At 45.7% G+C, this 15,855-nt stretch carries 14 protein-coding genes; 5 read left to right on the top strand and 9 right to left on the bottom strand.

Annotated features, from left to right (window positions below):
* The first annotated feature begins 512 nt into the window (after positions 1-512).
* Positions 513-707, top strand: coding sequence for a hypothetical protein (locus tag QUB04_RS00230; RefSeq protein ID WP_333279806.1), 195 nt, complete (start codon positions 513-515; stop codon positions 705-707).
* An 82-nt stretch (positions 708-789) separates the two neighbouring features.
* Here the strand turns inward: QUB04_RS00230 and QUB04_RS00225 are convergent, their stop codons facing one another.
* Positions 790-1,023, bottom strand: coding sequence for a hypothetical protein (locus QUB04_RS00225; RefSeq protein ID WP_333279804.1), 234 nt, complete (start codon positions 1,021-1,023; stop codon positions 790-792).
* 207 nt (positions 1,024-1,230) lie between these two features.
* On the opposite strand from QUB04_RS00225, the gene QUB04_RS00220 reads away from it, so the two are divergent.
* Positions 1,231-1,407, top strand: coding sequence for a ribbon-helix-helix domain-containing protein (locus QUB04_RS00220; protein WP_333124348.1), 177 nt, complete (start codon positions 1,231-1,233; stop codon positions 1,405-1,407).
* Positions 1,408-1,460: 53 nt separating this feature from the next.
* A complete protein-coding gene (locus QUB04_RS00215) occupies positions 1,461-1,637 on the top strand; it encodes a ribbon-helix-helix domain-containing protein (protein ID WP_096829277.1) in 177 nt (58 codons plus the stop codon).
* A 257-nt stretch (positions 1,638-1,894) separates the two neighbouring features.
* On the opposite strand, the gene clpB is transcribed toward QUB04_RS00215, so the two are convergent.
* From clpB to QUB04_RS00200, 3 genes are all read right to left on the bottom strand, one after another.
* Positions 1,895-4,510 (bottom strand): ATP-dependent chaperone ClpB, encoded by a 2,616-nt coding sequence (clpB, locus tag QUB04_RS00210; protein ID WP_333142609.1) that lies wholly within the window; start codon positions 4,508-4,510, stop codon positions 1,895-1,897.
* Positions 4,497-4,757 carry a hypothetical protein gene (locus QUB04_RS00205; RefSeq protein ID WP_333279802.1) on the bottom strand — a complete coding sequence of 87 codons (261 nt, stop codon included), beginning with the start codon at positions 4,755-4,757 and terminating at the stop codon, positions 4,497-4,499. The genes clpB and QUB04_RS00205 overlap by 14 nt, the downstream gene beginning before the upstream one ends.
* 174 nt (positions 4,758-4,931) lie before the next feature.
* A complete protein-coding gene (locus QUB04_RS00200; RefSeq protein WP_333279800.1) occupies positions 4,932-6,065 on the bottom strand; it encodes an RNA-guided endonuclease TnpB family protein in 1,134 nt (377 codons plus the stop codon).
* Between the two features lie 41 nt (positions 6,066-6,106).
* Between QUB04_RS00200 and QUB04_RS00195 the strand changes: the two genes are divergently transcribed.
* Positions 6,107-6,250, top strand: a complete 144-nt coding sequence (locus tag QUB04_RS00195; protein ID WP_333279798.1) for a hypothetical protein — start codon at positions 6,107-6,109, stop codon at positions 6,248-6,250.
* Positions 6,251-6,390: 140 nt separating this feature from the next.
* The gene (locus QUB04_RS00190) at positions 6,391-7,083 is read left to right on the top strand and encodes a DUF2259 domain-containing protein (protein ID WP_333279796.1); all 693 of its coding nucleotides are present in this window, start codon (positions 6,391-6,393) and stop codon (positions 7,081-7,083) included.
* A gap of 374 nt (positions 7,084-7,457) precedes the next feature.
* On the opposite strand, the gene QUB04_RS00185 is transcribed toward QUB04_RS00190, so the two are convergent.
* From QUB04_RS00185 to polA, 5 genes are all read right to left on the bottom strand, one after another.
* Positions 7,458-9,173: an ATP-binding protein gene (locus tag QUB04_RS00185; protein ID WP_333279794.1), complete on the bottom strand. Its 1,716-nt coding sequence runs from the start codon at positions 9,171-9,173 to the stop codon at positions 7,458-7,460.
* Positions 9,174-9,739: 566 nt separating this feature from the next.
* A complete protein-coding gene (locus tag QUB04_RS00180) occupies positions 9,740-10,261 on the bottom strand; it encodes a hypothetical protein (protein WP_333279792.1) in 522 nt (173 codons plus the stop codon).
* Positions 10,262-10,449: 188 nt separating this feature from the next.
* Positions 10,450-11,448: a hypothetical protein gene (locus QUB04_RS00175; RefSeq protein ID WP_333279790.1), complete on the bottom strand. Its 999-nt coding sequence runs from the start codon at positions 11,446-11,448 to the stop codon at positions 10,450-10,452.
* A gap of 46 nt (positions 11,449-11,494) precedes the next feature.
* On the bottom strand, positions 11,495-12,067 hold the full coding sequence (locus QUB04_RS00170) for a thermonuclease family protein (protein WP_333279788.1): 573 nt from the start codon (positions 12,065-12,067) through the stop codon (positions 11,495-11,497).
* Positions 12,068-12,078: 11 nt separating this feature from the next.
* Entirely contained in the window at positions 12,079-15,204 is a 3,126-nt protein-coding gene (gene polA / locus QUB04_RS00165; RefSeq protein WP_333279786.1) for a DNA polymerase I, read from the bottom strand.
* Between the last annotated feature and the right edge of the window lie 651 nt (positions 15,205-15,855).

Genomic DNA, 15,855 nt, shown 5'->3' with positions numbered 1-15,855 from the left:
GCCTTAAAAACTTTAATGGGGAACTATCGCAGGCAAGATACTGCGCTATATCTGAATACTTTTCCTCTGCGGCATCAATTTTACTGTATCTTCTTTGCCTAATCTCCCTCCCCGATCGCGAAGTTAAGCGATTGAGGTTTAGGCCAAGCATCATTCTCCCCAATAATTGCCTGGTTGCTGGCGATGATATTCCTGGCTGCACTGCTGTTGCAGAATTGCCCAGGCCTTGCATTCCTGCCCTCGTAGTCGCTTCCATACACCCAGAATTGAAACTATTATCGATCGAATCGCCTGTTAAGTAGAGGTTATTGAACCCGCGAGGGCGATTATCCCACCTGGAGCCATCGGCGCGGAGACGAAACTGCTAAAAGCGTTGTTCTCCTTGCTAATCTTGGTGTTTTGCCCCAAAGCAGTAAATACAATGTAACCTTTTTGGGGGCAGCCCGCTCAGGAGTGCGATCGACCTATTTACGCCATCCTACCAGTTGGCGATCGGCAATAAACCTAGTTTATTGGTAATCATTCTTACCGTTGACGGTGAACTTGCGGCAGTGTTGGTGCCCATTCGAGATGCTGATATGGAAACAGTCAGCCTCAGCTTGAATCCTAATTTTATCGCTATGTTACAAGAATCGAGGGCAAGACTGAAAACAGAAGGTGGAATTTCGCTCGAACAACTCAAACAAGAATTGTCAGAATTGCTATGACCAGAATTAGGAGCGATCGCACTTATCAAAAAAAGTGTGATCGCCAACTTGAGCTAACAGAAACTAGCGGAAAAATTACAATCTATAACGCGCTAGTGAGGATATTGTCAGGGATCTCGCGCAATGCCTCCAAACGATTACTTTCCCCCTTTAAATCGAACACAACCTCAAACTTAACGTGCGGTATAGTTTGTCGCAAAAACTGAAAATGGCCGTCTGCGTCAGAACGACTGCGGAAGCGGGCAACAATTATCCATTGCTCAGAGGGTAACAAACGGGCGATCGCCCAACAGTGCAAGCGGTCTTTATAAGTCATAATTGAATACACTCCATTGCTATTTTTGGAGCCAGAGCCAGCCCGGAACCTTGGACAGTAAGGGGCTGGCTTCTGACTTTTTAGGGTCTGAACCCTATATACACTTATAGCATCATTTGATGTTATTAGATGCAAATGACATAAAAAGATATAAAATGATGTTAGAGTGTAAAATTAAAGACAATTGAAGTAAAACCGTGCCCACCTATGCCTTCACGAATGCGAGTCACAGTTACACTGCCAGAAGACGTTCATCAAGCCTTGTCCGAATGGGCCGAAGAAGAAGATAGAACCCTTGCAAACCTTCTCTCCCATGTCGCAGCTAAAGCAGTCAGAGATCGCCAAGACGAGAAAAAAGATAAATCAGAAAGCGATCGCCCTTAAGCGATGGCCACGGCGTAAGATGGAGTTTGTTGAAATGTTTTGCAGTACAACGAATGGCTTCACGGGGACGAGTTACCGCATACTTGCCAGAAGAGATTCAAAAAGCTCTCGAAGAATGGGCAGAAGAAGACAGCAGATCCGTTAGCAGTTTGGCAACGTACCTGCTGACGAAATCTGTTCGAGAACGCCAAGAACAGAAAAAAGATAAATCAGAAAGCGATCGCCCTTAAGAACGATCGCCCGCAATCTCATCCGCGTCTATCCGCCTCTATCAGCCTAAATCTGCGGTTAAACTCACATCGGGTACCAAGGTCAGCAACAGGCAAGATGCCTGTTCCACAAGAAAAATTATTTCTTGTGGGGAGTAGGGGTTGGGCACGCGAGCCCGCCCATAAAAAGCTTATTGAAAATGGTGCAGCATCTGCGGTAAAAAAAAAGAACCATCGCCTAAAAAAAATAAGGTGGGCCGCAGCCCACCCTACTCAAATTATTTAGCAGTCACCAACTGCGCCGGCAGCCGCTTAAACGCCAACCTTTCATTCTCGATATCCACAAAAATGGTATCACCATCAGCAAAATCTCCCCGCAAAATACCCTTCGCCATTTGCGTTTCCAACTCGCGCTGAATTCCCCGCTTCAAAGGCCGCGCACCGTAAACCGGATCGTAACCAATTTCTGCTAAGAAGTCGATCGCAGATTCCGACAATTTCAGAGACATTTTGCGATCGGCTAACCGTTTTTCCAAGCGCTTAACTTGCAACAGCACAATCTGCCGCAGTTCGGCCTTACTCAAACCGTGGAAGATAATCATCTCATCAATCCGGTTCAAGAATTCCGGGCGGAAAGTTCCCCGCATCGCTTCCATCACCCGACTCCGCATTTGTTCGTTATCTCCCGCCACATCTAAGATGTATTGAGAGCCGACATTCGATGTCATAATAATCACAGAATTCTTAAAGTCTACTGTGTGACCTTGAGCATCGGTAACGCGGCCGTCATCCAGAATTTGCAGCATGATGTTGAATACATCCGGGTGCGCTTTCTCGATTTCATCGAATAGAATCACGGAGTAAGGACGGCGGCGCACAGCCTCAGTTAATTGTCCACCTTCATCGTAGCCGACGTATCCCGGAGGCGCACCAATTAATCGGGAAACCGCGTGTTTCTCCATGTATTCCGACATATCAATTCGCACGATCGCTTCTTCGGTGTCGAACAAATAAGACGCTAATGCTTTGGCTAATTCGGTTTTGCCAACACCCGTGGGGCCGAGGAAGATAAAACTCGCAACCGGACGATTTGGATCGGCTAAACCTGCGCGCGATCGCTGAATTGCATCTGCAACAGCCGTCACCGCTTCATCCTGTCCAATTACCCGCTTGTGCAATTCATCTTCCAAGTGCAGAAGTTTCTGCATTTCCGATTCAACCAACTTGCTGATCGGAATTCCCGTCCACTTGGAAATAATCTCGGCAATGTCACCTTCTGTAACTTCTTCCCGCAGCAAAGTTTTACCTGTGGTTTGAGTTGCTGAAAGTTGAGCTTCTGCTTCTTGCAATTGTTTTTGCAATTCAGTTAACTTGCTATATTTCAACTCAGCAGCGCGGTTAAGGTCATATTTTAATTCAGCTTGCTGAATTTCAATATTCACCTTATCAATCTGTTCTTTAATCTTTTGAATGCTGCCGATAACACCTTTTTCCGATTGCCACTGGGCATTCAAAGCGCTTTGCTGTTCCTTGAGGTTTGCTAAGTCTTTTTCCAGTCTTTCCAAGCGTTCGATCGAAGCAGCATTACTTTCTTTTTGCAGCGACAGTCTTTCCATTTCTAGCTGCAAAATCCTGCGATCGATTTCGTCTAGTTCTTCCGGCTTGGAGGTAATCTCCATTTTGAGTTTAGCGGCTGCTTCGTCCACTAAGTCAATGGCTTTGTCTGGAAGGAAGCGATCGCTAATATATCGAGTAGACAAAGTAGCCGCCGCCACTAAGGCGCTGTCAGAAATTTTAACGCCGTGGTGAACTTCATACCGTTCTTTCAAGCCCCGCAAAATCGAGACTGTATCTTCAACTGTTGGTTGGTCAACATAAACTTGTTGAAAACGGCGTTCTAGTGCCGCATCTTTTTCGAGGTACTTGCGATATTCGTCGAGAGTTGTAGCGCCGATACAGCGCAATTCTCCCCTCGCTAACATGGGTTTAAGTAAGTTGCCCGCATCCATCGATCCTTGAGTTGCACCGGCACCGACAACGGTGTGAATTTCATCGATAAATAAGATGACTTTGCCGTTGCTGTCCATCACTTCTTTGAGCACCGCTTTCAAGCGTTCTTCAAATTCTCCCCGGAATTTTGCCCCGGCAATTAACGCGCCCATATCTAAGCTAATTAATTGTCTGTCTTTGAGAGATTGCGGCACATCTCCGGTGATAATTCGCTGGGCGAGTCCTTCGGCGATCGCAGTTTTGCCGACTCCCGGTTCCCCAATCAATACCGGGTTATTCTTGGTGCGACGGCTCAAAATTTGAATCGTGCGGCGGATTTCGTCATCGCGTCCGATTACCGGATCGAGTTTGCCTTGACGCGCGGCTTCTGTCAAATCTCGGCCGTATTTTTCCAGCGCTTCGTATTTGCCTTCTGGATTTTGATCAGTCACTTTGTTGTTCCCCCGGACTTGGGTAATGATATCTTTGAGCTTAGCTTCAGATAGTTTAAATTCTTGTAGTAGATTTTTGCCGAAGCGATCGTCCTTAACGTAACCTAGTATCAAATGCTCGACCGAAATAAATTCATCGCCGTACTCTTTGCGATAAGTTTCAGCGCGATCGAGCAAAGTGTCGAGAGAACGACCTAGATAAACGTTGCCACCGCTTCCAGTAATTTTGGGCTGGCGACTGATAAACTCATCAGTGCGATCGCGCAATTTTGCTACAGAAACTCCCGCTTTGTTAAATAAGCTGCTAGCCAGTCCCGATTCTTGTTCCAGCAAAGCTTTCATCAAATGTTCGCTTTCTAGCTGCTGCTGCTGACCTGCTTTGACGATTTCGGGGGTGCGGGCGAGGGCTTCCCAGGCTTTTTCGGTAAATTGGTTTGGATTATTCGGTTGCATAAATTTTAATTCCCTGCATTAAAAATGATGATTGCTGTAGAGGCAATTGCTCGATCGCCCGTACAATTGTCATTGTAGGGAGTTGCGGAGAGGGGGCGGATCGGTGTTCCCCTATCTTGAGATAGGTATTTCCGTCCTGTGTAGCAGTTTCTCGCAAGGAAAAGCAAACTGCCGCGCCTAAAAGTTGGACTCTTGGATAGGACTGAGATGTTGCACCATTGTCAATAAGCTTTTTATGAACAGGCATCTTGCCTGTTCTTGAGAATAGTGCAAGATGTGAGATAAGACCAACTCTCACATTAAAAATGCTTTCTAGTGCCACTTGAAAAAACTGCACATTCTTAAACAGTCTCCTGCTGCGGAAAATGGAGAAACACTCATTTGACATACTCCCGGGCCTTCAGGCGAGGGGATTCTAAGCTCAAACAGCAATTGCAGGCATAGCCTGTCTAACATCACCTAACTTAACGGTTGATGCCCCACCAAGGAAAACAAGCAAGTTATTTTTAGCTGCATTTTCGTCTCTGTCGTTCACCTTTTGACAGGACGGGCAGCGCCATTCACGAACCGACAGATCCAACTCTTTCAGAACGTGTCCACAATGAGAACAAGTCTTGCTAGACGGATACCAACGGTCGATGAAAACTACTTGTTTTCCTTTCTTTTTGGCAACCCATTCGAGGATTTGGAGAAATTCGCCAAATGCAAGGTCTGAGATTTTACGCCCCCAAAGTCGTTGCATTCCTTTTAGATTCAAAGTCTCAAAGCACAGCACGTCAAACTTATCAGTTAGTTCGTGAGCTAATTTCCAGAACCAATCAGAGCGACGATTCACTACGTCCTCGTGTTTGCGAACTAGATTGAGTCTTGCTCTTTCCCGGTTTGCTGAGCCTTTTCGTTTTTTGGAATGCTGACGATTTGCTTTCTTGATAGCGCTGAGGGATTGTTTTAGGAATTGCGGTGATTCGATTTTTGTTCCATCAGAGCAAGTGAGAAACGTTTTTAATCCGAAATCAAAGCCAGCGATTCTACTCGTCTCGACTTTCATTGCAGGTTCTTCAACGCTGTCAACGACCACAACCATGAACAACTCTCCGTCTGTCGTGCGTTTAATGGTTAACGTCTTAACCTTCCCTTCTATCTCTCTGGAATTCCAATATTGATAAACGCGATTCCCAATCTTAATTCGATTGCCGCCTAATAATTTGTAGCCAGCTTGCTTGAGAGTGAACGATTTGTATCTGCGAACTTTCTTGAATCCGGGAGGTCTAACTCCTTTCTTGTGATGCTTAAAGAACAGTTGATAGGCTTTCTCAATGCGTTGACAGATATCCTGTACAGCCTGAGATCCAACCTGTTGCCAGAATGCTTTACGCTTTCTGAGTTTGGCGATATGACTTTGAAGTGTGCTGCAATTCAAGTGCTTACCCCACATCCGGTAGTACCGTTTGTGAAGTGCAATGCAATGGTTATAAATCACTCCGGCGGCATTGATGCTTCGCTTGAGGTGTCTATTCCGCTTGCTTTGATATAGCTTGAACTTCAATGTTTTCATGCTAATTATGATATCATAACGGGTAGCAGTTAGGTAGCCAAATGATTAAAGAAAGATTAAGCATTCGGATTGTCGTGAGTCGGCTAGAGAAGTTGCGGAGAATTGCCAAACAGAAAGAAAAAACAATGACCCAACTTGTAGAGGACTGGATTGATACACTTAAAGAGGAAAAGCCGTCCTTCTAGGACGGGGCTTTAGACCAAATTTTTCGGTAAATAGGAGAGAGGACTTGAGAAGCGTCACAGTCCTATAGCGAAACCCGAAGCGTTATTGTTTTACTCATCAATAACAGCCGCTATAACTCTCACACATGGAAAAGATAGCTATGAAAATTGTACCTTTAATTTCGTTAGGAATTATAGCAAGTGCCGCGATCGCACTAGCCCCTGAAGCTTTGGCAAGTACCTGGCGTGCCGCACACCGGATGTCTGGTTTTTCCGCCGACAGCAATTACTACTTGTATCTAGAAAGTTCCAGAGATACAGGCGCGGGAATTCCCAAAGCAGAATTGCAAATTGTCCAAGTTGCTGCAAATTCCTGCATCAGAAATGGGTGTATCGAAACTAAATATGGCGAGCCCGACTCCAATAAAAGCACTAAAATGGCAGAAGATGACTTGCTTAAAAAAAGTTGGAATAGCAGGCAAACTTTGAAGTTAACTCCTCCTCAAGCTGGAACTAAACTGAACATTATTTCTCGTACTCCCGGAGCCAATGGAAGCGAGACAGTCGCCGTCAAAGTCAATACAGCAAAGCCTTTACAAATTCGCCTAGAACAGCGGCAAAAAAATGCTTCGGCTGGCAGAGAAAGCGCGGCCATGCGTCTTGTAATTAATCATAACGGTCGGCAGCGTGTCCTCGGAACGCTGAACAATTTTCAAGATTGGGTGTTCTCTTATTCAATCCGAGAAGTTCGTTTGTCTCCGAACGGGCGCAATGTCGTTGTGCTGGTGGACAAGACAGAACGCACTTTTGAAGGAGTCTTGAAAACTACTGTTGTACAAGGCTTTGTTCTTTAGGCTTGCTATATTCCCAGGTTTTGACCTGGGAATTATCAAAACTTACGCAGAACCCCTATATGTAAGGTTCACACGGCGCAGCTACAGATAGAGTCTGTGGGTTAGTCCGGGTCTGGTTGTTAATTATTCTTTATTGTGATAATTGATATATCAATACATTTTAAAATTTTCCTCTTCCTTCCTCCCTCTTTCTTTTTCCTGGAATATCTGCCTCCTGACTATTGACGAATGCTCGAATAATTAATCCGTATATCCGTGTCAAAATCCATATCTTGCCTGACCGAAAGCATCCAGGATACAAGCCCCCGAATTTATCCGTGGGGTCAATGCTTCAATTCTAAAATCTAAAATCTAAAATCTAAAATCGATTGACTTCATGCCTGCATCACAACCCGTTCCGGGAGACTGACAATAAAAGTTGAACCTTTACCGTCCTCGCTTTCAACGCTAATTTCGCCGCCAAGAATTTGACACAAACGCTGGCTAATTGTCAATCCCAAACCCGTGCCTCCATACTTGCGGGTAGTCGAAGCATCAGCTTGGGTAAAAGGTTTAAATATCTGCTCTAATTGCTCGTTTGTCATGCCGATGCCGGTGTCGCTGACTCGAAACATTACAACTTGAGAAGTGTAGCTTGAACCAGAGTGAATATCATTATTTTTATTTTGTTTGGTCGGTCTTGATTTTTCAATTTTAATTCTTTCCACGCCGATAGTAATGACGCCTTTTTCGGTAAACTTGGCAGCATTGCTGAGCAAATTGAGGAGAATTTGCCGCACTTTCGGTTGGTCGGCGTACATTGTGCCGAGTTCGCCTTTGGTTTTCAGTGCTAAAGAATTGCCTTTTTTTTCTACTAGCGGTTGAGCCGTAGTCATCACTTCTTCAATCATGGTCGCCACGTCGAAGTTTTCCAAATAAAGGGTGACGTGACCGGCTTCTATTTTGGAAATGTCGAGGATGTCGCTGATCATATCCAGCAGGTGTTTGCCTGCGGTTTGAATTTTTTCTAAGTCGGGGAGAAAGTCTTCTGAACCGGAATCTTGGGCATCTTCTTGCAGCATTTCGCTGTAGTTAATGATGGCGTTGAGGGGGGTGCGTAGTTCGTGGCTCATGTTGGCAAGAAATGCACTTTTCGAGCGGTTGGCAGCTTCGGCTGCTACTTTTGCTTCGTGCAATTCTTCTGTGTATTCGGCTACTCTTTGGATTAGTTCGTTGAGGGAAATTGCTAGCCTTCCCACTTCGTCGGAAGTCGTGACGGGTACTTGCAGGTCAAAGTTAGATTCTTCTGTCACTCGCTGAGCGATGAGGGTGGTGGCTTCTAAGGAGCGAGCGATCGCCCCGCTGGTGTATGCTGCTAGAATTGCTGCGATCGCACCTGATATCAAGAGAGAGCCAACGAGAATGAGAGTTCCGAGTTTTTCGGCATTTTCGTAGGTTCTCAATGCCTCGTCTGCTTTCTCGCGAAAGTTGACGGCCAGTTGAGCTGAATCCTCGGAAAACTGTTTGAGTTTCAAAGCAGTTTCGCCCGCCACAAAATTGTTCAAGTTCCGCCCCAAAGCCTGCTGCTGTTGCGGATTCAAAGCAGATAATTTGGCAGCCGCCAACAATTTTTGTACTTGTTGAAAGTATGATTCTACGGTTTTGCCGTTGGTTTGAGCGAACTGTTGAAGCAGTTCGTAGTCTTTGGCAACCTCGGCATTCTTCGTCGGCGGTAGGGTTTGCAGTTGTTCGAGGATGCCGCTCATCTGAGCAACGCGAGTCAGGAATTCCGAGCGTTGGCGATCGAAAATTTGCGGTTGGGCAGTCAGACTCGCGAGCTCTTGCTGCTGAATTCTGACCTCCTGCACCGTGTTGTTGAGGTTTGTCAGGATTTCCGCTTTATCTCGGTCGAGCGCTAGTTTTTCTCTAACTTGCTGTTTGTGATAGGATTCTACTCCCCGTCCCGCCACAGCACCCAAAACGGCAATACTAATGACCAAGGCGTATCCGCAGCCGATTTTCTGCCTGATACCTAAGCGGCCCAACAGACTTTTCAACCCTATTTGAGGACGGTTCTGCAGTTGATTTTTCAAAGCTAAGGTTAAAGACATGGGCAATGTACTCGTCACCTTTGAGAGGCACCATCTATATTCTAATTGATGCCTGCCCGAGGGTAAATAAAGTTCTGGCTTCAAGCCAGCTTTCGGCAGTTATTGGGCCTTTGCAGGGTTCCACAGCTCGATCGGCTTGAGAGTTTGCAGGAATTATGCGTAACAAATTATAGCAGAAGGAATAACGCTCTTCGGCTGCCTTCGGCTCTTTTCCCTTCGGCGATGCGATCGGGCAAGTCGCGGTTCCTGAGCGAAGTCGAAGGGCAGGGCAAGTCACTCAGAGTAAAAATAAGCAAAAAGGAAGAACCTGTCAATCGATTTTAGATTTTAGATTTTAGATTTTAGATTTTAGATTGAAGCCTTGACCCCACGGATGAATCCGGGGGCTTCTATCCTGGATGCTTTCGGTCAAAGGCATGGTTTCAGATAATTCAAGTAATTAAGAACCTACTCACCGTCGGGCGTGGTTGCGATATAAGTCGCGAGTTATAAGTTGCAAGTTATGAGTTAGATTTCTGATTGAAAACTCTACTCTACTCGCAACCCACAACTCTATCCCTGTTCCTCTACTGGCAAAGTCGAAATTGTGCTATCTCCGCAGGAATTCTTGAAGCATTAGGTACGCTAGCACTTGCCGGAACGAAGATTCCCAGGCCGTAACTGCAACCCTCCGCCGTCGTGCATTCCCCAGGCTTAGCACTGATTTGATATTCGCCTTGGGATGGGGGAGTAAAAGAGATTGACGCCAGTTCGCCTGTTTTTTGACTCACAGCGATTTCCTGACCGCTGGCATCCTTGAGAGATAAGTTTAAATCCTGGCAATTTCCGTCGCAAGTGGCAACAAAAACATACTCCACATTAGGATGCAGTGTTGCTCTAAAAGGAGATGAAACTTGCTTGCGAACTTGGCCCAGCAACGGCACAAATACTAATTTTTGACCGTTGCCTTTCCGCTGGTCAACTTCTGTTTTCAAGCGACAAACAACCGTTTTTTGGTCGTTGGTCAGTTCTTGAGCAATAGCATTTCCTACGATTGCAGTACCGAGGAGCAGAGCCATGCCGGAAATAACCAGATGTTTGAAATTCATTGATGTCCCTTAAGGTTAATTTTTTGCTAATTGATTGGATTTGCACAAAGAATCTATCGGTAGGGTACGTCTCGGCGCGCCTTACTGCGACAGGTAGTGTCTAATTTAGCAGGCCTGATGCAGCACTGTCTATTTACAAAGGCAATTGATGAATTGTCCCTCTATACAATCGAGATTCTGCTAGTAGACTACCAATTGCCATCTCTGACTCCATCGGGATCGACTTTGAGCTTTTTAATTTGTGCTTGAGGAATGTCAACAGATGTATCGTCTTGCTGCGGTGCAAATCCCTGATTTTCGTCCATCTCTTTGACAGACTTGACTTGAGAAAGGATACTTGAGGGTGCGACAGAGCCTTTTTGTTCGTCGTAAAGGTCGAACCAAGGAAGATTGTATTGACTGTAAGTTTTGGCAGTAACTGGCGTGTTTGGCGGCTCTTTACCAGTGATTTCCCGATACATCATGCTATTAACAATGTGGACGTATACTCTGCCGAAATTTGTCTCGTCCCAGGTGTTGATACCGTAACTATCGGGATAAATTTCTTGTTTCATTTTACCACCTGCTGCTAATCCCATTTCCGCACCACCAAATGTGGCACAAGCCATAGGTGCAAAATCACTAAAGCCTCTACCTCTCAGTAATTTTGAGGGCGGCGGTTCTTCTGGAAATAACCCTGGTTTCGGATCGAATACAATGATTTGAATGCCGCCAAATTCTTCTTTACCAGTTACTTGTCCTTCGACAGTGTAACCCATACCGAGAGGCATAGCAACAAATTGGCGGATGTAACCTTCACCAGCATTGATACCATCTAACCAGGGTTGAGCGGGACAAATGACATAATCTTGGTCATCAGCTTGCAGTTTTTGCTGCCAAGGTTTGCCTGAAACGGCATTGATTTTACCAACAGCAATTTTAACAGCATTGGGCCGCCAATCAACGCCTCTAAAATAAATCCACAAAGCTTCCCGTTGATACATGGGAATAAACACGCCCCCGTGTTCTTTCCAAGTTTCAGGTACTGTAGAAATGTAGTCATCAACTTTGCAGACTGGAAACTTGCCTAATCCCGGCGGTAAGGGATAGGTTTTACCGTCGTCGGGTATCCGCAAAGTGCGTTCAAAATTCAGGGAGAAGTGTTTACCGAAACAGATAGCGTTGTTTTTTACGGTGATTTCTAACATGGGGATTCTTAGATAAAGAACAATTACCAGAAAATCAAAATTTCGCTCATTTGCCGTTCTGTCTAAATTGCCAAGCTGGCACAAACTTGGAATCACCCCAAACGCCGCGGCGATTTTTCTTAGCTTCGGCTTCTGCTTGTTCCAGAATACTTGCACTCGGACAGTTTTTCAAGTAAGGACGGTAAACCATTGCTAATCCTTCGCGGGTCAAGACTTCTTGGGCAAATGTACCATTTGGCAAGCGAACTTCGCTAACTTGGCGGCCGTAGCGGTCAGTATCAGTGACGGTCAAAACAACGCGACCGCCCCCTTGTTTGACTAGCTGCTGCATTCTTTGGTGCGCTAGATTTCCCCACTTAAATTGATTTTTTTTTGCTACTGCTTTGCTATTTTTCTCAGCATTTGTGTGCGCGACTTCCGGTGCATCTACACAGGCAAAACGCACTTTTATATCTTTCCCGGCGGCATCACTGGCGACAAGGGTGTCGCCGTCGCTAACTCGCTTGACAGCATAGTTGTTGGGCGCTAACTTTTGTGGACACCCGAATAGTAGCAATAGCAGAGCAACTGCACTTAAGGTTTTTATTTTTGGGAAAATGGCGATTTTAAGTTGGCTCATATTTCTGTGTTTTATTTAGTTTCCATCCAATTTTGCCCAGCGTGGATGTCAACTATCAGCGGTACGCTAAGTGGCAGAGCATTTTCCATCGCACTTCTAATTTTCGGCTGCAATTCTTCCCATTCATCGGGAGGGACTTCAAAGATTAATTCATCGTGAACTTGCAGCAGCAGCCGCGCCTGATAGTTTTGCAAAATTTTGTGTACTTCAATCATGGCAAGTTTAATGATATCAGCACTGGAACCTTGAATGGGAGCGTTGGCTGCCGCCCGCAAAGATTGGGCGTCATCTCTGCTGACAGATTTAAGTCGATCGGAGTGAATGTCTTGGGGATTGCGGCCTTTTAAGTCGCGGAGGCTTTCGCTCTCGAAGTTTAAGTAACGGCGGCGGCCGAGTATTGTGGTAACGTATCCGAGGGCGATCGCCTCTTTTTTTACTTTCTCCAAATATTCAAAAACTTTACTGTAACGCTCGTTAAATCGGCGAATAAATTCCTTGCCATCTGCTGAAGTTTTACCCATCGATTTGCCAAACTTGATCGCCCCCATACCATAAACTACCCCAAAATTAATCGTTTTCCCAAACCGTCTTTCGTCGGGAGTTATTTCTTCCTTTTCAAACAACAGTTGAGCCGTCACGGTATGCACATCTCGATTATTTTGATAAGCTTCAATTAACACAGGTTCTTGACTCAAATGAGCCAAAATTCGCAGTTCAATTTGAGAATAGTCAGCCGACACCATCAGCCAACCTGCTTCGGGTAAAAAAGCTTTGCGAATTTGCCGCGAAAACTCGGTGCGGATGGGAATATTTTGTAAATTTGGATTGGAAGAAGAAAGCCTTCCCGTACCCGTTGCAGTTTGGTTGAAATCTGTATGCACTCGCCCGGTATCCGCACGCACTAACTGCGGCAAAGCATCGACATAAGTTGATTTCAACTTGGATAATGTTCGGTGTTCTAATAAATCGTCTACAATCGGGTGGTCTCCTTGCAATTTATCCAATACGGCGGCGTCTGTAGAGTATCCCGTCTTTGTTTTGCGAGACTTTTTCTGAAACTCATCCGGGATTTTTTCTAACAAGATTTCGCTGAGTTGTTTCGGGGAACCTAAATTAAACTTTCTCCCCGCTGCTTGATAAGTTTTTTCTTCTATTTCTTTTAAGCTCTTTTCTAGCTGTTGCGATACTTCTTGCAGATACGCTGAATCAATGCGAATTCCGCAATATTCCATTTCTGCTAAAACTGGTTCTAGGGGCTGTTCTACTTCCAGCAATAACCCCTCCAAAGTTTTTTTGGGAAAGCTAGTTTTATCAGCTTCCTTCAATTCTTCTCTAAGTTTACCTACTAACTGAAATGTAGTGTAAACATCCATGCCGCAGTAGTCGGCTACTTCTTCAATGCTGATGTCAGCAATTGTTTGGTTTTTTGCTGGTACTAATTCCCTGTAAGTTTGCGGAGTAAATTTTAAGTCTTTTAAGTGTTTTCTTATCAGTTCGCTGAGGCTGTGGCTGGTTTCAGGATTGAGTACGTAACTGGCTAGCATGGTGTCGAAGACGACTCCTGCTAGTTTAATTCCTTGACAGCGCAGGATCGATCGATCGAACTTAGCATTTTGCAGCGCCTTGGGATAATTCTCGCTTTCCAAAATCGGACGCAAAGCATTTAAAACTGTGGCTTTGTCCAAGTTTGCGCCCGTTTTGTGTCCGGTTGGGATATAAGCTACATCTTGTTCACCGGTTCCCCAACAGCAGCCAATTCCGACTAATTCGGCGTCTCGCGGTTCGATGGCGGTAGTTTCGGTATCCCACGCCACGGGTGAGGCTTTGTCGGTGAAGGTTTGCAGCAGTTGGACTAATTCGTTTAACTGTTCGGTTGTTTCAATTATTCGGGGTTTAATTGGCGGTTTTTTCTGTTGCTGAGCGGCTTTTTTTCTCTCCCTATCTGCGTTAGTTTCTTCGAGAGTATAGAAATCTACATCTTCTGCTGAATTTTCAAAAGTTTGAGTTGAGGTGGGGTGGGCATCTTGCCCGCCCTGTTTCAAGGGCTTTTCTACACCCTCCACTGGCTCTTTTACACCCTCCAATGGCTGTTCTAGGGTGTTTTCCGACGAGGCCGAGCCTCTGGATATGCGTTCCCGGGCAGAGCCTGGGAACGAGGATTCTTCGGGTTTTTCCTTCTCTTCAACGCCGCCGAAGCGCTTTTGAATTTGTTTAACTTTGCTTAAAAATGTCTTGAATTCCAACTTTTCCAGCATGGGAATCAAGGCTGATTCGTCAAAACCTATAAGCTGGCAATTTTCTAAGTTGATTTCTAATGGCACGTCTTGGACAATTGTCGCCATGCGCTGAGAATGATAAGCAGCTTCTTTGCCTTCTTCTAGCTTTTTCTTAGTTGCTCCTTTAATCTCGTCGATGGCTGCATAAATTCCATCGAGGGAATTGTAAGCTTCCAGCAATTGCAGGGCGGTTTTGTCGCCGATGCCTTTGACTCCGGGGATGTTGTCGGATTTGTCGCCGCACAAAGCTTTGTAATCTATTACTTGTTCGGGCAAAATACCGAGTTTGGCTTTGACTTCTTCCGGGCCGTATTCTTGGGATTTGCCTTTGCCCGATCGCCTGAGTTCATCCGTACTCAAATACAATACGCTAATTTGTTTTTCGGTTTCTACTAATTGAAACAAATCTCGATCGCCCGTGAGGATTTTGACCTGATAACCGGCCGCGCTGGCTTTGTTTGCCAAAGTTCCTAAAACATCGTCCGCCTCGTAGCCGGGAGCAGTTATTGCAGGTAAATTCAAATAGGTGAGGAGTTCTTGCAGGTTTTTGATATCCGGCTTAAAATCTTCCGGTGTTTCGGCTCGACCGGCTTTGTAGGTGTCGTCTGCTTCGTGGCGAAAAGTGGGCGTGGCGAGGTCAAAGGCGATCGCCATGTACTGGGGGTCGTGGGCCGCCATTACTTCCAGCAGCGACTTGAGAAAGCCAAAACAGACGCTGGTGGGAATGCCTGTTGTCGTTCGCAAGCCTCCGTCTCGACTTTTGGCAAAGGCGAAGTAGGAGCGAAAGGCCAGAGAGTGGCCGTCAACTAAGATGAAGATGGGAGCTTGATTTGCCGACACAGACACAAATACCGATCGCACGAAAGGATTTTCTCATTGTACTCAGTTGTCCGCCTGCATTGATCGACCCTAGGGATGGCCCGCAGACTTGAGGACGCTTGACACTCGATCGGATCTCGGCTTACTGTGCAGCTTGGCTGAGAATAGTAGAAGATGGTGAAATACCTAACACTAACCTTGCGGTGAGCGTGTAGGCTTCGTGTCTCATTTGCCGTTGCTCTGTTGGGGATATCCATTGCTGAATATTCGTCACTCAAGACGATCCAAGTCTTACACAGCATCTCTGGCTTTGCAGCCTTTATCCCTTCGTAGGGAACCCACGCAGAAACCCTGTTTCCCAAGGCAAAAAACTATTCCGTATGACAAACTTGGATTGTATTTCAAATTAGGACGTATCCCAATAACCAGCGGTCTGTCTTTTCCCCCTTTCTCTCGCAGTTATCCTTGGTAAGCATACTACTGCTACTGTGACCTGTTGTTTGCAGCCGAGTGGGTGGGTCGCAACCACTTATATCTTACCATCTTTTTGTGAGAAATCAGGAAATTTTTGATTATTTCATAGACCTTGCGAAAGCTTATATCCCAACGCCCAATTGAGTACAATTACAGCGTGGGACTTACGCCAATTGAGTTAAGTACGATTCCCTACGGGATAGCTTCGCTTCACCCGAA

The sequence above is a fragment of the Microcoleus sp. D2_18a_B4 genome (assembly GCF_036702475.1).
Classification (GTDB): Bacteria; Cyanobacteriota; Cyanobacteriia; order Cyanobacteriales; family Microcoleaceae; genus Microcoleus.
Note: the sequence above shows the minus strand (reverse complement) of the source record. Positions and strands in the feature narration are given on the sequence as shown.